This window comes from Bradyrhizobium sp. Rc2d (assembly GCF_900099855.1).
Classification (GTDB): domain Bacteria; phylum Pseudomonadota; class Alphaproteobacteria; order Rhizobiales; family Xanthobacteraceae; genus Bradyrhizobium.
In genome coordinates this window covers 41608-58421 of record NZ_FNCU01000041.1, presented here as the reverse complement: position 1 = coordinate 58421, position 16814 = coordinate 41608, and the positions used below count along the sequence as shown (strand labels likewise).

Sequence of the window (16814 nt, the reverse complement as noted above, 5' to 3'; positions counted from 1 at the left end):
GCTATGCGGGATCAGCCTTTGTTCATCTTTCCTTCAGCCGCAAAAGCGCTTCTGCTAGGAGAGCTTAGACCGGTGGTCCCGTGACGGGGGCAGGGCCGGAGACCACGGAACTCACATGCTTGATCTCGCAATCGTAGGCGGCGGCCCCGGCGGGCTGATGAGCGCCTGGTATCTTAAGCGCAAGCTCGGCGACCTCTGCCGCGTCACCATCTTCGAGGCGTCCGACCGGCTCGGCGGCAAGATCGTCACCCGCAAATTCGATTCCGCGCCCGCGACGTACGAGGCTGGCGTTGCCGAGATCTACGACTACTCGATGACCGGGCCCGATCCGCTGCGCGAGCTGATCCAGCATTTCGGGCTTCAGACCATTCCGATGGATGCCGAGCAGGTGCAGTTCGGCGGCGAGCTCCTCAACGACGTCGCTGGCATGCGCCGCAAATACGGCGCCAAGACCGCGGCCGCGATCGAGGCGTTCCGCAAGCGCTGCACCGAGGTGATGTCGCCGATCGAGTATTACGAAGGCGTCGGCGCGCACGACAACGAGAACCCCTGGGCCTACAAGACCGCCGAGCAGGTGCTCGATGAGGAGGTCGAGGACGAGACGGCAAAGCGTTTCTTCAAGGTCATGGCGCGCTCGGACATCGCGACCGAGAGCCACAACACCAACGGCCTCAACGCGCTCAAGAACTATCTGATGGACGTCGACGGCTATATCGGCCTCTATTCCATCCAGAACGGCAACGAGCAGCTGATCGAGTGCCTGCAATCGGAGGTCAATGCCGACATCCAGCTCAATCACCGGGTGCTCACCGTCGGCAAAGCCCCGACCGGCCGTTATCAGCTCAAGATGATGAACGGCAAGGGGCCCGAAACGCGCGACTTCGATCTCGTGCTGATGTGCCTGCCGCATTCCTGGCTCGCGACCGTCGGCTGGGAAGGCGAGCAGCTGCGCAAGTCGATGGTCAAGCACGTCTCATACTTCGATCGCCCGGCGCACTACTTGCGCGTCTCGATTCTGTTCGACACGCCGTTCTGGGGCGAGAGGATTCCCGGCGCCTGGTTCATGTCGGAAGCCTTCGGCGGCTGCTGCGTCTACAACGAGGGCGCGCGCCACGACGTCGGCAAGCACGGCGTCTTGAACTGGCTCATTCCCGGCTCCGACGCGCTGGCCTTCGCCAATCTGTCGGACCAGGAGCTGATCGATGCGGCGCTGAAATCGCTGCCGGCATCGCTCGGCGATGCGCGTTTGCATTTTGTGGAAGGCAAGATCCACCGCTGGCTGTCGTCGGTGAACGCGCTGCCGGGCGGTCTGCCGGTGCGCGACGTCATGACCAATCACCGGCCCGAGCCGAAGCAGCATCCCGGCATCGTGGTCGTCGGCGACTACCTATTCGACTCGACACTGAATGGTCTGCTCGACTCCTCGGACGCGGCGACCGACATCATCCTGACCGAGATGATGCGCCTGCGCCGCGAGCGCGCGCAGGAGGACAAGCCGCTCTCCGACAAGATCGACCGCGATTATTTCGAGAACTATCGCGGCCTTGGTCCCTATGACGAGGCGTGGCGCCACTTCACCGATCCCGATTATCTCACGAGGCTGATCGGCATCGTCTGGGGCGAGGCGAAGGGCGCCAAGCTGCTGGTCGCGGGCTCTGCCAGCGGCGAGCTGGTCGGTGCGCTGCGCGATCGCGGCATCGATGCATGGGGAATCGAGAACAACCGCGCCATCCACGCCAAAACGCCGAAGGCGCTGAAGAAGTACAACAAGCTCGGCTCGATCACCGACATGCCGTTCAAGGACGGTGCGTTCGACTTCGTGTTCGAGACCAGCCTCTGCCACGTTTCACCGAAGCAGGTGGTCCGCGCGATCCGCGAGCTGAATCGTGTGGTCAAGACCGGCCTCGTGTTCGGCTCGATCACGTCGGACATGGCGTCGGCACTGATCGACCGCTACGACCTGCTGCGCGGGGTCAAGAAGCTCGGCACCTGGTGGGAATGGTCCGAACTGTTCTTCGGCAACGGCTTCGATCTGTCGATGCACCGCAAGGACTGCACCGATGCGCTCTGGGAGGCGACGCTCGCCGCGAACAAGGGGCCGGGCCAGTGGTACGCCGACGCCGACAGCTTGCGCTATTCCTTCTTCGACAAGGTCGAGGACGACGACTAGCCAAGACGTCGGGCGCCTTCGCCAATTGCTTTGCCGAATTCAACTTGATGGCATAGAATCGGTGCAATAGCGGCAGCCGCTATTCCTGCTTTCTCTGCGGTCATGCCGGCCGTCAGCATCGGTTGGTTTTATGGCGTCCAAGCCCCTCTCGCCCGACAAACAGAAGCTCGCCGCGGAAGAGGCGGCCGAGCTCGACGACAAGCTCGCCGCCGCGAAGCCGGAACTCGAAGACGAGGAGGACGAGGAGGGCGAGGACGAGCTGGAGCTCGATGACGAGGATGAGGACGAGGACCTCGTCGTCTTTACCGCGCGCGAGGCCGCCGGCGCGCTCGCCACCATCGTCGGGTTCGTCAGGCCCTATCTGACCAACTACAAGCGGATGTTGTCATTCGTCGCGTTCGGCGTCTGCGTCGAGACGCTGTTCAACGTCATCATGCCGCTCAGCCTGAAGTACCTGATCGACGACGCGCTCGGCGAGGAGGACTTCCAGGCTCTGTACAAGATCCTCGGCGTGCTCGCGGCCGCCGGCATCTTCACCTCGATTGTCGCGGTCTGGTACGAGCGCTGGGACGCGCGGCTCGCTGCCTGCATCATTTCCGACGTGCGCAAACGCCTGTTCGAGCACGTCCAGGATCTGCCGGCGGCCTATTTCGGCCGCACCAAGCGCGGCGAGATCCTGTCGCGCTTTTCCGTCGATCTTTCGGCCTTCGAAGGCTCGGTCAAGAGCTTTGCCAACAGCGCAGCGCTGCCGTTCCTGGAATTGATCGCCGGCATCATCCTGATGGTGTTCCTGAACTGGCAGCTCGCGGTGGTCGCGCTGCTGGTGTTCCCGATCACGCTGATCGGCCCGCGCATCCTCACCCCGAAGGCGGTGCAGGCCAATTACGAACAGAAGCTCAACGAGAGCGCGCTGCTCGGCATGGTGCAGGAGAACGTGGCGGCGCAGGCGGTGATCAAGGCGTTCAGCCTGCAGCGCAAGATGTTCGGCTTCTTCACCTTCCGCAACGACGAGACGCGCAACAAGATCGCCTCGGCCGCATTCCTGTCGACCATGGTGGAGCGGACGGTCACCATCTCGGTGCTGCTCCTGCACCTGGTCGTGCTCGCGATCGGCGCATATCTTGCGACCAAGGGCCAGATCACCATCGGCACCTTCGTCACCTTCGAGAGCGCGTTCTGGGAGGTCTCCTACAACATCGCCCATGTGATGCATTTCATTCCGGTGTCGATCTCCTCGGCCGCTGCGATCCGGCACATCCAGGAGCTGCTCGACGAGCCGACCCGCGGTGCCGATCGCCCCGGCGCGCCCGACCTGCCGCGCATCACCAACGACATCACCTTCGACCACGTGACGTTCCAATACGAAGGTAGCCAGACGCCGGTGCTGGACAATCTCAGCCTCAAGCTCAAGGCCGGCAAGCGCATCGCCATCGTCGGTCCCTCGGGCTCGGGCAAGAGCACGCTGCTCAATCTGATCCTGCGGCTCTACGTGCCCGACGAAGGCCGCGTCACCATCGACGGCGTTGACGTCCGCAAGGTGACGCTGGATTCGCTGCGCCGGAGCATGGCGGTGGTGTTCCAGGAGAACATGCTGTTCAACATGTCGATCCGCGAGAACATCCGGCTCGGCAAGGAGGGCGCGACCGACGAAGAGGTGGAGGAGGCGGCCAAGAAGGCCGAGATCCACCGCTACATCATGGGCCTGCCGCAGAGATATGACACGCCGGTCGGCGAGCGCGGCGAAACGCTCTCAGGCGGCCAGCGCCAGCGCATCGCGATCGCGCGCGCAATCATCCGTAACCCGTCCGTGCTGCTGCTGGACGAAGCCACCTCGGCGCTCGACCAGACCACGGAAGCCGCGATCAACCGCACGCTGCTGAAGGTCGCCAAGGGCCGCACCATGATCTGGTCGACCCACCGCCTGGCCTCGGTGGTCGAGATGGACGAGATCATCGTGATCTCAGGGGGCAAGGCGATCGAGCGCGGCTCCCATGCGGAGCTGCTCGCCAGGAACGGCACCTATCGCAAGCTGTGGAACGATCAGATTCACCAGCCCCATGGCGCGTTGGCTCACGCCGACGATGACGACGAGGATGAAGACGACCTCGAGGATGATGAGGATGACGGGGAGGAGTGACTGGGGGCGTTCGGCTCCGGAGGGAGCGCCGTGTCCTATCCATGTCTCGTCGCCCAAGCATGCGTGGCCCAGCACCGACTCAGTGATTCCCTGACGCAAGGCGTTCGGCCGGCGCCAAGCCGCGGACTTTTTCGATATTTGGCTTGGGCGCATCGGCCCGTCGCGGGTCGACCAGTACTGCCGAAATCCCCGCGAGACCGGGCATCGCGGCACGCCAGGGAAGCTGGAAAACCGCCGCCAGCCAGCGGATTTGTGCATGGGCAGGAAAAAGCCCACAGTTTTGATAATAAAGCTACATTTTGTCCGGGTATAATTTCCTTTGGATCTGGTAGACCAACCGCTTCGTCCCCATCTCAGGCAGGCGCGGGGAGGCGGCCAAGAGGCTATTTTTGCAGGTGCTGAAGCGCTTTGTGACTGTCGTTTCACCTTGACTTGACCGATTCTCACTTATAGAAAGCGCCTCACTTAACGACAGGCGGTGAGCATCGCCAGCGTCGGAACGGGCCACCCGTTTGATCCCCAAGGACTAGATCCACAAGGGTCGTAAAGGCGGGCACCAACCTCGACGAATGCCGCTCAAACGCTGTCGATCATAGCTAGGCAATGCCAGTGCGATTTTAGTTCTCTTGAGCACGTTCTCATGAGATCGAACTCGGATGCATGACCTCAGTGCGCGGGCCGCGGCATTGTGCTGACCGGTCTAACTACTGCGGTCCTCTGTGGCGTCGAAGCGCTTTCCGCTCGTTGATGGAGCGGTTGGCGCAATTTCGCTTTGCGCGGATTGATTTGCGCAGGGCGGCCCCGTCGGGCGGGTGGCTCGAAAGAATTTGCGGTCCCGGCAACGGGCTGCGGCAAGACAGTGGATCCGGAAGGGTCTGCGCTAGAACAAAGGGTAAGGCCAGGATGCCGACGATCAACCAGCTGATCGCTCAACCGCGGGAAGTGCAGAAGTCGCGCAAGAAGGTGCCGGCGCTGCAGCAGTCGCCGCAGAAGCGTGGTGTTTGCACCCGCGTCTACACCACGACCCCGAAGAAGCCGAACTCGGCGCTTCGTAAGGTCGCCAAGGTGCGTCTGACCAACGGCTTCGAGGTGATCGGCTACATCCCCGGCGAGGGTCATAACCTCCAGGAGCACTCGGTGGTCATGATCCGCGGCGGCCGCGTCAAGGACTTGCCCGGCGTGCGCTACCACATCCTCCGCGGCGTTCTGGATACCCAGGGCGTCAAGAACCGTAAGCAGCGTCGTTCGAAGTACGGCGCGAAGCGTCCGAAGTAAGCGGGAACCAGCTCAATGTCTCGTCGCCACTCAGCGGAAAAGCGCGAAGTTCTTCCCGATCCGAAGTTCGGGAACATCATCGTCACGAAGTTTATGAACTCGGTGATGTACGCCGGCAAGAAGTCGGTCGCGGAAGGTATCGTCTACGGTGCGTTCGGCATCATCGAATCCAAGACCAAGCAGAACCCGCTCGGCGTGTTCGAGCAGGCGCTCGAGAACGTCATGCCGACGATCGAGGTTCGCTCCCGCCGCGTCGGCGGCGCGACCTACCAGGTGCCGGTCGAGGTTCGCTCGACCCGCCGTCAGGCGCTGGGCATCCGCTGGCTGATCTCGGCCGCGCGCGAGCGCAACGAGAAGACCATGACCGAGCGGCTTTCGGCTGAGTTGCTGGATGCGTCGAACAACCGTGGGAACGCCGTCAAGAAGCGTGAAGACGTGCACCGGATGGCGGAAGCCAACCGCGCCTTCTCGCACTATCGCTGGTAACGGCGAAACAAACGGACTCGCAAGGAACACCCCATGCCCCGCCAACATGCCATCGAGGACTACCGTAACTTCGGTATCATGGCGCATATCGACGCCGGCAAGACGACGACGACCGAGCGCATCCTCTACTACACCGGCAAGAGCCATAAGATCGGCGAAGTGCACGAAGGTGCCGCGACGATGGACTGGATGGAGCAGGAGCAGGAGCGTGGCATCACGATCACCTCGGCTGCGACCACCGCCTTCTGGGCCGGCAAGCGCCTGAACATCATCGACACTCCCGGCCACGTCGACTTCACCATCGAAGTCGAGCGTTCGCTGCGCGTGCTCGACGGCGCCGTCTGCGTGCTCGACTCGAACCAGGGCGTCGAGCCCCAGACCGAGACCGTCTGGCGCCAGGGTGACAAGTACAAGGTTCCGCGCATCGTCTTCGCCAACAAGATGGACAAGATCGGTGCGGACTTCTTCAAGTGCCTGTCCGACATCGTTGACCGTCTGGGCGCCAAGCCCGTCGCGATCCAGCTTCCGATCGGTGCCGAGAACAACTTCAAGGGTCTCGTTGACCTCGTGAAGATGAAGGGCGTCGTCTGGAACGATGAAGCGCTCGGCGCGAAGTTCGACTATGTCGACATTCCGGAAGACTTGGTCGACCAGGCCAAGGAATACCGCGAGAAGATGGTGGAAGCCGCCGTCGAGCTCGACGACGACGCCATGGCCGCCTATCTCGACGGCAAGGAGCCGGACGAGGCGACCCTCAAGCGCCTGATCCGCAAGGCGGTGCTGACCGGTGCGTTCTATCCCGTGCTGTGCGGTTCGGCCTTCAAGAACAAGGGCGTGCAGCCGCTGCTCGACGCCGTCGTCGACTACCTGCCGTCGCCGCTCGATGTGCCCGCGATCAAGGGCACCGACGACAAGGGCAACGAAGTCGTGCGCAAGGCGGACGACAAGGAGCCGCTGGCGCTGCTCGCGTTCAAGATCATGGACGATCCGTTCGTCGGCACCATCACCTTCTGCCGCATTTACTCCGGCGTTCTGCAGAGCGGCACCGGCGTCGTGAACTCGACCCGCGAGAAGAAGGAGCGGATCGGGCGCATGCTGCTGATGCATGCGAACAACCGCGAGGACATCAAGGAAGCCTATGCCGGCGACATCGTCGCGCTGGCCGGCCTGAAGGAAGCGCGCACCGGCGACACGCTGTGCGATCCGGACAAGCAGGTGATCCTGGAGAAGATGGAATTCCCCGAGCCGGTCATCGAGATCGCGATCGAGCCGAAGTCCAAGGCCGACCAGGAGAAGCTGGGCGTGGCGCTGGCCAAGCTCGCTGCGGAAGATCCGTCCTTCCGCGTGTCGACCGACCACGAGTCCGGCCAGACCATCCTCAAGGGCATGGGCGAACTCCATCTCGACATCAAGGTCGACATCCTCAAGCGCACCTACAAGGTCGACGCCAACATCGGCGCGCCGCAGGTGGCCTTCCGTGAGCGCGTCACCAAGCGGGTCGAGCACAGCTACACCCACAAGAAGCAGACCGGCGGTACCGGCCAGTTCGCGGCCGTGTCGTTCATCGTCGAGCCGAACGAAGCCGGCAAGGGCTACGAGTTCGAGTCGAAGATCGTCGGTGGCGCGGTGCCGAAGGAATACATCCCCGGCGTCGAGAAGGGCCTCGAGAGCGTGCTGTCGTCCGGCGTGGTCGCGGGCTTCCCTGTGGTCGACGTCAAGGTGCAGCTCGTCGACGGCAAGTATCACGACGTCGACTCGTCGGCGCTCGCCTTCGAAATCGCCTCGCGCGCCTGCTTCCGCGAAGCGCTCCAGATGGGCAAGTCCGTCCTGCTCGAGCCGATCATGAAGGTCGAAGTGGTGACCCCGGAAGACTACACCGGCTCGGTCATCGGCGACCTGAACTCCCGGCGCGGTCAGATCCAGGGTCAGGACATGCGCGGCAACGCCAACGTCATCAACGCGATGGTGCCGCTCATGAACATGTTCGGTTACGTGAACAATCTGCGCTCGATGAGCCAGGGTCGCGCGACCTTCACCATGCAGTTCGATCACTACGCAGAAGCGCCGGCCAACGTGTCGGCAGAAGTCCAGAAGAAGTTTGCCTGATTGTCGTCGGTCTCAAGCTGACGATTGAACGGAGAGTCAAATGGCCAAAGCAAAGTTTGAACGTACCAAGCCGCACTGCAACATCGGCACCATCGGTCACGTGGACCATGGCAAGACGTCGCTGACCGCGGCGATCACCAAGATCCTCGCCGAGACCGGCGGCGCGACGTTCACCGCGTACGATCAGATCGACAAGGCGCCGGAAGAGAAGGCTCGCGGCATCACCATCTCGACCGCGCACGTCGAGTACGAGACCACGAACCGCCACTACGCCCACGTCGACTGCCCCGGCCACGCCGACTACGTCAAGAACATGATCACCGGCGCCGCCCAGATGGACGGTGCGATCCTGGTCGTGTCGGCCGCTGACGGCCCGATGCCGCAGACCCGCGAGCACATCCTGCTCGCCCGCCAGGTCGGCGTGCCCGCGCTGGTCGTGTTCCTCAACAAGTGCGACATGGTCGACGATCCGGAGCTGCTCGAGCTCGTCGAGCTCGAAGTCCGCGAGCTGCTCTCGAAGTACGAATTCCCCGGCGACAAGATCCCGATCATCAAGGGTTCGGCGCTCGCCGCTCTCGAAGATTCCGACAAGAAGCTCGGCCACGACGCCATCCTCGAGTTGATGCGCAACGTCGACGAGTACATCCCGCAGCCGGAGCGTCCGATCGACCAGCCGTTCCTGATGCCGGTTGAAGACGTGTTCTCGATCTCGGGCCGCGGCACCGTCGTGACCGGCCGTGTCGAGCGCGGCGTCGTCAAGGTCGGCGAGGAAATCGAGATCGTCGGTCTGCGTGCGACCCAGAAGACCACCGTCACCGGCGTCGAAATGTTCCGCAAGCTGCTCGATCAGGGCCAGGCCGGCGACAACATCGGCGCGCTGCTCCGCGGTACCAAGCGTGAGGACGTCGAGCGCGGTCAGGTTCTGGCCAAGCCCGGTTCGGTCAAGCCGCACACCAAGTTCAAGGCCGAGGCCTACATCCTCACCAAGGAAGAGGGCGGTCGCCACACCCCGTTCTTCACCAACTACCGTCCGCAGTTCTACTTCCGCACCACCGACGTGACCGGTGTCGTGCACCTGCCGGAAGGCACCGAGATGGTGATGCCGGGCGACAACATCGCGATGGAAGTGCATCTGATCGTGCCGATCGCGATGGAAGAGAAGCTCCGCTTCGCGATCCGCGAAGGCGGCCGCACCGTCGGCGCCGGCGTCGTCGCCTCGATCATCGAGTAACAAGCGAATAGGGAATGGTGAGTGGCGAATAGGGATTTCTATTCGCTACTCGCTACTCGCCACTCACTAAAGAAAGCACGGCAATGAACGGCCAAAATATTCGTATCCGTCTCAAGGCGTTCGACCATCGTATCCTCGATACGTCGACCCGTGAGATCGTGAACACGGCGAAGCGCACCGGCGCGCAGGTCCGCGGACCCATTCCGCTGCCTACCCGCATCGAGAAGTTCACCGTCAACCGTTCGCCCCACGTCGACAAGAAGAGCCGCGAACAGTTCGAGATGCGCACTCACAAGCGCCTGCTCGACATCGTCGATCCGACCCCGCAGACCGTCGATGCTTTGATGAAGCTCGATCTGGCCGCCGGTGTCGACGTCGAGATCAAGCTCTGAGCAAGACCCCGAAAAGTGGGCAACGGTTTTCGGACCGGGTCTTGCTCACAACGAAGATTAGCTAGTCCGCAAGGACAGAAAGAACAGGAAGCAAGCCGATGCGCTCCGGAGTGATCGCACAAAAGGTCGGGATGACGCGGGTCTTCACGGAGGCCGGCGAACATATCCCCGTGACCGTGCTGAAGCTCGGCAATTGCCAGGTCGTAGGCCACCGCACCGAAGAGAAGAACGGTTACGTCGCGCTCCAGCTCGGTTCTGGCAGCCGCAAGACCGTTTACATGCCCAAGGCCGAGCGCGGCCAGTTCGCCGTCGCCAAGGTCGAGCCGAAGCGCCGGGTCGAGGAATTCCGCGTCACCGCGGATGCCATGATCCCGGTCGGCGCCGAGATCCAGGCCGACCACTTCGTCGTCGGCCAGTTCGTCGACGTCACCGGCACCTCGGTCGGTAAGGGCTTTGCCGGCGGTATGAAGCGCTGGAACTTCGGCGGTCTGCGCGCCACGCACGGTGTGTCGATCTCGCACCGCTCGATCGGCTCGACCGGTGGCCGTCAGGACCCCGGCAAGACCTGGAAGAACAAGAAGATGCCCGGCCACATGGGTGTCGATCGCATCACCACGCTCAATCTTCGTGTCGTCCAGACCGATGTCGAGCGCGGCCTGATCCTCGTCGAAGGCGCCGTTCCCGGCTCCAAGGGCGGCTGGATCCGCGTGCGCGACGCCGTCAAGAAGCCGCTGCCGAAGGAAGCTCCGAAGCCCGGCAAGTTCAAGGTTGCTGGCGACGCGGAAGCCGCTCCGGCTGCGCAGGAGGCGTGAGATGGAATTGAAGGTCACCACCCTCGAAGGTAAGGAAGCCGGCTCGGTCCAGCTGTCCGACGCCATTTTCGGCCTCGAGCCGCGCGAGGACATCATCGCGCGCTGCGTCCAATGGCAGCTCAACAAGCGCCAGGCCGGCACGCACAAGGCCAAGGGCCGCGCCGAGATCTGGCGCACCGGCAAGAAGATGTACAAGCAGAAGGGCACCGGCGGTGCTCGTCACGGCTCGGCCCGCGTGCCGCAGTTCCGTGGCGGCGGCCGTGCCTTCGGTCCGGTGGTGCGCTCGCACGCCACCGACCTGCCGAAGAAGGTCCGCGCGCTCGCGCTGAAGCATGCGCTCTCGGCCAAGGCCAAGGACGGCGATCTCGTCGTGATCGAGAAGGCCGCGCTGGAAACCGCCAAGACCAAGGCGCTGCTCGGTCACTTCTCGGGCCTGGGGCTCACCAACGCGCTCATCATCGATGGCGCCGAGCTCAATAACGGCTTTGCCGCGGCGGCCCGCAACATCCCGAACATGGACGTGCTGCCGATCCAGGGCATCAACGTCTATGACATCCTGCGCCGTCAGAAGCTCGTTCTGACCAAGGCCGCCATCGATGCGCTGGAGGCGCGCTTCAAATGACGAAGAACATCGAGCCTCGCCACTACGACGTGATCCTGTCGCCGGTTGTGACCGAAAAGGCGACGATCGCCTCGGAGCACAACAAGGTGCTGTTCAAGGTGGCCGCAAAGGCGACCAAGCCGCAGATCAAGGAAGCGATCGAGAAGCTGTTCGACGTCAAGGTCAAGAGCGTCAACACGCTGGTCCGCAAGGGCAAGGTCAAGGCCTTCCGCGGTAATCTCGGTTCGCAGTCGAACACCAAGCGCGCGATCGTGACCCTCGAAGAGGGCCACCGGATCGACGTCACCACCGGTCTGTAAGGTCGTACGACGATGGCACTGAAGACATTCAATCCCACGACGCCGGGCCAGCGCCAGCTGGTCATGGTCGATCGTTCGGCCCTGTACAAGGGCAAGCCGCTGAAGGCGCTCACCGAGGGCAAGAAGTCCTCGGGCGGCCGCAACAACACCGGTCGCATCACCGTGCGCTTCCGCGGCGGCGGTCACAAGCAGACGCTGCGCACCGTCGACTTCAAGCGCGAGAAGGTCGACGTCCCCGCGATCGTCGAGCGGCTGGAGTATGATCCGAACCGCACCGGCTTCATCGCCCTGATCAAGTATCAGGACGGCGAACAGGCCTACATCCTGGCGCCGCAGCGCTTGGCCGTGGGTGACACCATCATCGCCGGCAACTATGTCGACGTGAAGCCGGGTAACGTGATGCCGCTCGGCAACATGCCGGTCGGCACGATCATCCACAACATCGAGGTCAAGATCGGGAAGGGCGGCCAGCTCGCCCGTTCCGCGGGCACCTACGCCCAGCTCGTCGGTCGTGACCAGGACTACGTCATCATCCGCCTGAACTCGGGCGAGCAGCGCCTGGTGCACGGCCGTTGCCGCGGCACGATCGGCGCGGTGTCGAACCCGGATCACATGAACACCTCGATCGGCAAGGCCGGTCGCAAGCGTTGGATGGGCCGTCGCCCGCACAACCGCGGTGTTGCGATGAACCCGATCGACCATCCGCACGGCGGTGGTGAAGGCCGTACCTCGGGCGGTCGCCACCCGGTCACCCCGTGGGGCAAGCCGACCAAGGGCAAGAAGACCCGCACCAACAAGTCGACCAACAAATTCATTCTCCTAAGCCGCCACAAGCGGAAGAAGTAAGGAACGCCGGACATGGTTCGTTCAGTCTGGAAAGGCCCGTTCGTCGAGGGTTCTCTGCTCAAGAAGGCAGATGCCGCGCGCGCGTCCGGCCGTCACGACGTCATCAAGATCTGGAGCCGTCGCTCGACGATCCTGCCGCAGTTCGTCGGCCTGACCTTCGGCGTCTACAACGGTCAGAAGCACGTGCCGGTGGCCGTCAACGAGGAAATGGTCGGTCACAAGTTCGGCGAGTTCTCGCCGACCCGGACCTTCCATGGCCACTCCGGCGACAAGAAAGCCAAGAAGGCTTGAGGATTAAACGATGAGCAAACCTAAGCGCGAACGGAGCCTCGCCGACAATGAGGCCAAGGCGGTCGCCCGGATGCTGCGGGTGAGCCCGCAGAAGCTCAACCTGGTCGCCCAGCTCATTCGCGGCCGGAAGGCGTCTGCCGCGCTCGCCGACCTGCAATTTTCGCGCAAGCGGATCGCGGTCGACGTGAAGAAGTGCCTGGAATCGGCTATCGCCAATGCCGAGAACAACCACGATCTCGACGTCGACGATCTCGTCGTGGCGCAGGCCTTCGTCGGCAACGGCCTCGTGATGAAGCGCTTCGCCGCCCGCGGCCGTGGCCGCTCGGGCCGTGTCTACAAACCATTTTCGCAGCTGACGATCATCGTTCGTCAGGTCGAAGCCGAAGCAGCCGCTTAAGGGCGCAGGAGAACACGATGGGTCAAAAGATCAATCCGATCGGTCTGCGTCTCGGCATCAACCGGACCTGGGATTCTCGCTGGTTCGCCGGCAAGCAGGAATACGGCAAGTTGCTGCACGAGGACGTCAAGATCCGCGAGATCCTGCACAAGGAGCTCAAGCAGGCGGCCGTCGCCCGCATCGTGATCGAACGTCCGCACAAGAAGTGCCGCGTCACCATCCACTCGGCCCGTCCGGGCGTGGTGATCGGCAAGAAGGGCGCCGACATCGACAAGCTGCGCAAGAAGGTCGCGGACATCACCTCGTCCGACGTCGTCATCAACATCGTCGAGATCCGCAAGCCGGAGCTCGATGCGACGCTGGTGGCCGAGTCGATCGCGCAGCAGCTCGAGCGCCGCGTGGCGTTCCGCCGTGCCATGAAGCGCGCCGTGCAGTCGGCGATGCGTCTCGGCGCGGAAGGCATCCGCATCAACTGCTCGGGACGCCTGGGCGGCGCGGAAATCGCGCGCATGGAGTGGTACCGCGAAGGTCGCGTGCCGCTGCACACGCTGCGCGCCGACATCGATTACGGCGTTGCGACCGCGTTCACGACCTTCGGCACCTGCGGCGTCAAGGTCTGGATCTTCAAGGGTGAGATCCTCGAGCACGATCCGATGGCCCAGGACAAGAGAATGGCCGAGGGCGAGACGGGCGGCAGTGGTGATCGTGGTGGCCGTCAGCGCCGCGATACGGCTGCAGCCTGATCTGCACCAAGAATTTGAGGGCTTAAAGCCATGATGCAACCTAAGAAAACGAAGTTCCGGAAGGCGCACAAGGGCCGCATCCACGGCGTTGCGTCTTCGGGCGCGACGTTGGCGTTCGGCCAGTTCGGCCTGAAGGCGACCGAACCTGAGCGCGTCACCGCGCGCCAGATCGAAGCCGCCCGCCGCGCGCTGACCCGCCACATGAAGCGCGCCGGCCGCGTCTGGATCCGCGTGTTCCCCGACGTTCCGGTGTCGAAGAAGCCGGCCGAAGTCCGCATGGGCTCCGGCAAGGGCTCGCCGGAACTGTGGGTCGCGCGCGTCAAGCCGGGCCGGGTGCTGTTCGAGATCGACGGCGTCAACACCCAGATCGCGCGTGAGGCGTTGACCCTGGCGGCCGCCAAGCTGCCGATCAAGACGCGCTTCGTCGAGCGCATTGCGGAGTAATGGCCATGGCCCAGATGAAGATCGAAGACATCCGCGCGATGAGCCCCGACCAGCAGGATGACGCCATCCTGAACCTGAAGAAGGAGCGCTTCAACCTGCGCTTCCAGCGCGCCACCGGGCAGCTCGAGAACACCTCGCGCCTGCGCGAGGCTCGCCGTGACATCGCCCGGATCAAGACCGTCGCCGCGCAGACGCGCGCCAAGAAGAAGTAAGAGGCTTACGAAGATGCCGAAACGTACTTTGCAGGGCGTGGTCGTCAGCGACAAGCAAGCCAAGACCATCGTGGTGCGCGTCGATCGCCGTTTCACGCACCCGATCTACAAGAAGACGATCCGCCGTTCGAAGAATTATCACGCGCACGACGAGAGCAACCAGTTCAAGCCGGGCGACGTGGTGTGGATCGAGGAATCGAAGCCGATTTCAAAGTTGAAGCGCTGGGTCGTGATCCGGGGCGAGCACAAGAAAAGCGCCTGATCTGTTGGCTTTAGCCGACTGATTTCAGGGAAATGTTGAGCGCCGGCTGGGCTGGCGCAAAGAGAAAGAGGACGAGGTGCATCAATGATTCAGATGCAGACCAACCTCGACGTGGCCGACAATTCTGGCGCACGCCGTGTCATGTGTATCAAGGTGCTGGGAGGCTCCAAGCGCCGCTACGCGACGATCGGCGACATCATCGTCGTCTCGATCAAGGAAGCTATCCCGCGTGGCAAGGTGAAGAAGGGCGACGTGATGAAGGCCGTCGTGGTGCGCGTCCGCAAGGACATCCGCCGCGCCGACGGTTCGGTCATCCGCTTCGACCGCAACGCCGCCGTCCTGATCAACAACCAGGCCGAGCCGGTCGGCACCCGTATCTTCGGGCCGGTGCCGCGCGAACTGCGCGCCAAGAACCACATGAAGATCATTTCGCTCGCGCCGGAGGTGCTGTGATGGCTGCGAAGATCCGCAAGGGCGACAAGGTCGTCGTGCTGACCGGTCGCGACAAGGGCCGCACCGGCGAGGTGTTCGAGGTGCGTCCCGACGCCGGCACCGCGCTCGTGCGCGGCATCAACATGGTCAAGCGTCACCAGAAGCAGACGCAGGCCCAGGAGGGCGGCATCATCTCGAAAGAGGCGCCGATCCAACTGTCCAACATCGCGTATGTCGGCAAGGACGGAAAGCCGACCCGCATCGGATTCAAGATTCTGGCGGACGGCAAGAAGGTCCGCATCGCCAAGAGCTCGGGAGCTGAGATCGATGGCTGAGGCCGCTTACACGCCGCGCCTGCGCGCGGAATATGATGCGAAGATCCGCACGGCTCTGACCGAGAAGTTCGGTTACGAGAACGTCATGCAGGTTCCGCGTCTGGACAAGGTCGTGCTGAACATGGGCGTTGGCGATTCCGTCAACGACCGCAAGAAGGCCGAGACCGCCGCTGCCGAATTGACCCAGATCGCCGGCCAGAAGGCGATCGTGACCTATTCGCGCATCGCGATCGCGACCTTCAAGCTGCGTGAGAACCAGCCGATCGGCTGCAAGGTCACGCTGCGCAAGGCACGCATGTACGAGTTCATCGATCGCCTGGTGACGGTCGCGCTGCCGCGCGTCCGCGACTTCCGCGGCCTGAACCCGAAGAGCTTCGACGGCCGCGGCAACTACTCGCTCGGCATCAAGGAGCACATCATTTTCCCCGAGATCGACTTCGACAAGGTCTCGGAAGCCCGCGGTATGGACATCACCGTCTGCACCACGGCCAAGACCGACGAAGAGGCGAGGGCCTTGTTGACCGCTTTCAATTTCCCGTTCCGGCAGTGAGACGCTGACCTAAAGCCTCTCAAACGCGGATACCCAGGAGCCAAGCATGGCAAAGAAGAGTTCAGTCGAGAAGAACAACCGGCGCAAGCGGATGGTGAAGAACGCCGCCGCCAAGCGCGAGCGGTTGAAGGCGATCATCGCCGATAAGAAGCTGCCGATGGAAGAGCGCTTCGCTGCGACGTTGAAGCTGGCGGAAATGCCGCGCAACTCGTCAGCGACCCGCATCCGTATGCGTTGCGAGCTGTCGGGCCGCCCGCGCTCGAACTATCGCAAGAACAAGCTGTCCCGTATCGCGCTGCGCGATCTTGGCTCCAGGGGCATGGTCCCGGGCCTCGTGAAGTCGAGCTGGTAAGGAGGGTCGTTTAGATGTCTACGCACGATCCAATCAGCGATCTGATCACCCGCATCCGCAACGCGCAGATGCGCTCCAAGACCAAGGTCTCCACGCCCGGCTCGAAGATGCGGGAGAACGTGCTCGAGGTCCTGAAGTCCGAGGGCTACATCCGCGGTTATGCCACGCTCGAGCATCCCTCGGGCCGCAGCGAGATCGAGATCGAGCTGAAGTATTTCGACGGCGAGCCTGTCATCCGCGAGATCGAACGTGTTTCCAAGCCCGGGCGTCGCGTCTACGCCTCGGTGAAGGCTCTGCCGCGGGTCAACAACGGGCTCGGCATTTCGGTGTTGTCGACGCCGAAGGGGATCATGGCCGACCACAGCGCGCGCGACGCGAATGTGGGCGGTGAAGTCCTCTTCACGGTGTTCTGAGAAGGAT

The 16814-nt window shown here is 63.1% G+C and carries 22 protein-coding genes; all 22 read left to right on the top strand.

Annotated elements, in window-relative coordinates; translation table 11 throughout:
* Nucleotides 1-115: 115 nt before the first annotated feature.
* The 22 genes from BLV07_RS34435 (at nucleotide 116) to rpsH (ending at nucleotide 16807) form a co-directional block, all read left to right on the top strand.
* The gene (locus tag BLV07_RS34435) at nucleotides 116-2170 is read left to right on the top strand and encodes an FAD-dependent oxidoreductase (protein WP_091894758.1); all 2055 of its coding nucleotides are present in this window, start codon (nucleotides 116-118) and stop codon (nucleotides 2168-2170) included.
* A gap of 130 nt (nucleotides 2171-2300) precedes the next feature.
* Nucleotides 2301-4307: an ABC transporter ATP-binding protein gene (locus BLV07_RS34430; RefSeq protein WP_091894756.1), complete on the top strand. Its 2007-nt coding sequence runs from the start codon at nucleotides 2301-2303 to the stop codon at nucleotides 4305-4307.
* A 903-nt stretch (nucleotides 4308-5210) separates the two neighbouring features.
* Nucleotides 5211-5582, top strand: a complete 372-nt coding sequence (gene rpsL / locus BLV07_RS34425) for a 30S ribosomal protein S12 (RefSeq protein ID WP_007603006.1) — start codon at nucleotides 5211-5213, stop codon at nucleotides 5580-5582.
* Between the two features lie 15 nt (nucleotides 5583-5597).
* The gene (rpsG, locus tag BLV07_RS34420) at nucleotides 5598-6068 is read left to right on the top strand and encodes a 30S ribosomal protein S7 (RefSeq protein WP_008136420.1); all 471 of its coding nucleotides are present in this window, start codon (nucleotides 5598-5600) and stop codon (nucleotides 6066-6068) included.
* 33 nt (nucleotides 6069-6101) lie between these two features.
* Nucleotides 6102-8174, top strand: a complete 2073-nt coding sequence (gene fusA, locus BLV07_RS34415; protein WP_091894754.1) for an elongation factor G — start codon at nucleotides 6102-6104, stop codon at nucleotides 8172-8174.
* A 40-nt stretch (nucleotides 8175-8214) separates the two neighbouring features.
* The gene (gene tuf, locus BLV07_RS34410; RefSeq protein WP_027574053.1) at nucleotides 8215-9405 is read left to right on the top strand and encodes an elongation factor Tu; all 1191 of its coding nucleotides are present in this window, start codon (nucleotides 8215-8217) and stop codon (nucleotides 9403-9405) included.
* An 83-nt stretch (nucleotides 9406-9488) separates the two neighbouring features.
* Nucleotides 9489-9797 (top strand): 30S ribosomal protein S10, encoded by a 309-nt coding sequence (gene rpsJ, locus BLV07_RS34405; RefSeq protein ID WP_002712302.1) that lies wholly within the window; start codon nucleotides 9489-9491, stop codon nucleotides 9795-9797.
* 98 nt (nucleotides 9798-9895) lie between these two features.
* Nucleotides 9896-10609 (top strand): 50S ribosomal protein L3, encoded by a 714-nt coding sequence (rplC, locus tag BLV07_RS34400; protein WP_025036993.1) that lies wholly within the window; start codon nucleotides 9896-9898, stop codon nucleotides 10607-10609.
* Nucleotide 10610: 1 nt separating this feature from the next.
* A complete protein-coding gene (rplD, locus tag BLV07_RS34395) occupies nucleotides 10611-11231 on the top strand; it encodes a 50S ribosomal protein L4 (RefSeq protein ID WP_091894751.1) in 621 nt (206 codons plus the stop codon).
* The gene (locus tag BLV07_RS34390) at nucleotides 11228-11530 is read left to right on the top strand and encodes a 50S ribosomal protein L23 (RefSeq protein WP_018647244.1); all 303 of its coding nucleotides are present in this window, start codon (nucleotides 11228-11230) and stop codon (nucleotides 11528-11530) included. The genes rplD and BLV07_RS34390 overlap by 4 nt, the downstream gene beginning before the upstream one ends.
* A gap of 12 nt (nucleotides 11531-11542) precedes the next feature.
* Nucleotides 11543-12376, top strand: a complete 834-nt coding sequence (gene rplB, locus BLV07_RS34385) for a 50S ribosomal protein L2 (RefSeq protein ID WP_091894749.1) — start codon at nucleotides 11543-11545, stop codon at nucleotides 12374-12376.
* A gap of 12 nt (nucleotides 12377-12388) precedes the next feature.
* Nucleotides 12389-12667, top strand: coding sequence for a 30S ribosomal protein S19 (gene rpsS / locus BLV07_RS34380; protein WP_008136357.1), 279 nt, complete (start codon nucleotides 12389-12391; stop codon nucleotides 12665-12667).
* A gap of 10 nt (nucleotides 12668-12677) precedes the next feature.
* Nucleotides 12678-13064 carry a 50S ribosomal protein L22 gene (rplV, locus tag BLV07_RS34375; protein ID WP_008549264.1) on the top strand — a complete coding sequence of 129 codons (387 nt, stop codon included), beginning with the start codon at nucleotides 12678-12680 and terminating at the stop codon, nucleotides 13062-13064.
* 17 nt (nucleotides 13065-13081) lie between these two features.
* Complete coding sequence (rpsC, locus tag BLV07_RS34370) at nucleotides 13082-13807, top strand: 30S ribosomal protein S3 (protein WP_014494500.1); 726 nt, start codon at nucleotides 13082-13084, stop codon at nucleotides 13805-13807.
* A gap of 30 nt (nucleotides 13808-13837) precedes the next feature.
* Nucleotides 13838-14251 carry a 50S ribosomal protein L16 gene (rplP, locus tag BLV07_RS34365; RefSeq protein WP_035709578.1) on the top strand — a complete coding sequence of 138 codons (414 nt, stop codon included), beginning with the start codon at nucleotides 13838-13840 and terminating at the stop codon, nucleotides 14249-14251.
* A 5-nt stretch (nucleotides 14252-14256) separates the two neighbouring features.
* On the top strand, nucleotides 14257-14463 hold the full coding sequence (rpmC, locus tag BLV07_RS34360; RefSeq protein ID WP_011088144.1) for a 50S ribosomal protein L29: 207 nt from the start codon (nucleotides 14257-14259) through the stop codon (nucleotides 14461-14463).
* A gap of 13 nt (nucleotides 14464-14476) precedes the next feature.
* The gene (gene rpsQ / locus BLV07_RS34355) at nucleotides 14477-14725 is read left to right on the top strand and encodes a 30S ribosomal protein S17 (RefSeq protein ID WP_008549247.1); all 249 of its coding nucleotides are present in this window, start codon (nucleotides 14477-14479) and stop codon (nucleotides 14723-14725) included.
* 84 nt (nucleotides 14726-14809) lie between these two features.
* The gene (rplN, locus tag BLV07_RS34350) at nucleotides 14810-15178 is read left to right on the top strand and encodes a 50S ribosomal protein L14 (RefSeq protein ID WP_008549246.1); all 369 of its coding nucleotides are present in this window, start codon (nucleotides 14810-14812) and stop codon (nucleotides 15176-15178) included.
* Nucleotides 15178-15492, top strand: a complete 315-nt coding sequence (rplX, locus tag BLV07_RS34345; RefSeq protein WP_024342453.1) for a 50S ribosomal protein L24 — start codon at nucleotides 15178-15180, stop codon at nucleotides 15490-15492. The genes rplN and rplX overlap by 1 nt, the downstream gene beginning before the upstream one ends.
* Nucleotides 15485-16042, top strand: a complete 558-nt coding sequence (gene rplE, locus BLV07_RS34340) for a 50S ribosomal protein L5 (protein WP_091894746.1) — start codon at nucleotides 15485-15487, stop codon at nucleotides 16040-16042. Before rplX ends, rplE begins: the two co-directional genes overlap by 8 nt.
* A 46-nt stretch (nucleotides 16043-16088) precedes the next feature.
* Nucleotides 16089-16394 (top strand): 30S ribosomal protein S14, encoded by a 306-nt coding sequence (rpsN, locus tag BLV07_RS34335; RefSeq protein ID WP_091894744.1) that lies wholly within the window; start codon nucleotides 16089-16091, stop codon nucleotides 16392-16394.
* Between the two features lie 14 nt (nucleotides 16395-16408).
* Nucleotides 16409-16807 carry a 30S ribosomal protein S8 gene (gene rpsH / locus BLV07_RS34330; protein WP_008549240.1) on the top strand — a complete coding sequence of 133 codons (399 nt, stop codon included), beginning with the start codon at nucleotides 16409-16411 and terminating at the stop codon, nucleotides 16805-16807.
* Nucleotides 16808-16814: the final 7 nt, after the last annotated feature.

Coding starts and splice junctions, on each gene's coding strand:
- BLV07_RS34435 (WP_091894758.1), top strand. CDS start 116: ATGCTTGATCTCGCAATCGTAGGCGGCGGCCCCGGCGGGCTGATGAGC.
- BLV07_RS34430 (WP_091894756.1), top strand. CDS start 2,301: ATGGCGTCCAAGCCCCTCTCGCCCGACAAACAGAAGCTCGCCGCGGAA.
- rpsL (WP_007603006.1), top strand. CDS start 5,211: ATGCCGACGATCAACCAGCTGATCGCTCAACCGCGGGAAGTGCAGAAG.
- rpsG (WP_008136420.1), top strand. CDS start 5,598: ATGTCTCGTCGCCACTCAGCGGAAAAGCGCGAAGTTCTTCCCGATCCG.
- fusA (WP_091894754.1), top strand. CDS start 6,102: ATGCCCCGCCAACATGCCATCGAGGACTACCGTAACTTCGGTATCATG.
- tuf (WP_027574053.1), top strand. CDS start 8,215: ATGGCCAAAGCAAAGTTTGAACGTACCAAGCCGCACTGCAACATCGGC.
- rpsJ (WP_002712302.1), top strand. CDS start 9,489: ATGAACGGCCAAAATATTCGTATCCGTCTCAAGGCGTTCGACCATCGT.
- rplC (WP_025036993.1), top strand. CDS start 9,896: ATGCGCTCCGGAGTGATCGCACAAAAGGTCGGGATGACGCGGGTCTTC.
- rplD (WP_091894751.1), top strand. CDS start 10,611: ATGGAATTGAAGGTCACCACCCTCGAAGGTAAGGAAGCCGGCTCGGTC.
- BLV07_RS34390 (WP_018647244.1), top strand. CDS start 11,228: ATGACGAAGAACATCGAGCCTCGCCACTACGACGTGATCCTGTCGCCG.
- rplB (WP_091894749.1), top strand. CDS start 11,543: ATGGCACTGAAGACATTCAATCCCACGACGCCGGGCCAGCGCCAGCTG.
- rpsS (WP_008136357.1), top strand. CDS start 12,389: ATGGTTCGTTCAGTCTGGAAAGGCCCGTTCGTCGAGGGTTCTCTGCTC.
- rplV (WP_008549264.1), top strand. CDS start 12,678: ATGAGCAAACCTAAGCGCGAACGGAGCCTCGCCGACAATGAGGCCAAG.
- rpsC (WP_014494500.1), top strand. CDS start 13,082: ATGGGTCAAAAGATCAATCCGATCGGTCTGCGTCTCGGCATCAACCGG.
- rplP (WP_035709578.1), top strand. CDS start 13,838: ATGATGCAACCTAAGAAAACGAAGTTCCGGAAGGCGCACAAGGGCCGC.
- rpmC (WP_011088144.1), top strand. CDS start 14,257: ATGGCCCAGATGAAGATCGAAGACATCCGCGCGATGAGCCCCGACCAG.
- rpsQ (WP_008549247.1), top strand. CDS start 14,477: ATGCCGAAACGTACTTTGCAGGGCGTGGTCGTCAGCGACAAGCAAGCC.
- rplN (WP_008549246.1), top strand. CDS start 14,810: ATGATTCAGATGCAGACCAACCTCGACGTGGCCGACAATTCTGGCGCA.
- rplX (WP_024342453.1), top strand. CDS start 15,178: ATGGCTGCGAAGATCCGCAAGGGCGACAAGGTCGTCGTGCTGACCGGT.
- rplE (WP_091894746.1), top strand. CDS start 15,485: ATGGCTGAGGCCGCTTACACGCCGCGCCTGCGCGCGGAATATGATGCG.
- rpsN (WP_091894744.1), top strand. CDS start 16,089: ATGGCAAAGAAGAGTTCAGTCGAGAAGAACAACCGGCGCAAGCGGATG.
- rpsH (WP_008549240.1), top strand. CDS start 16,409: ATGTCTACGCACGATCCAATCAGCGATCTGATCACCCGCATCCGCAAC.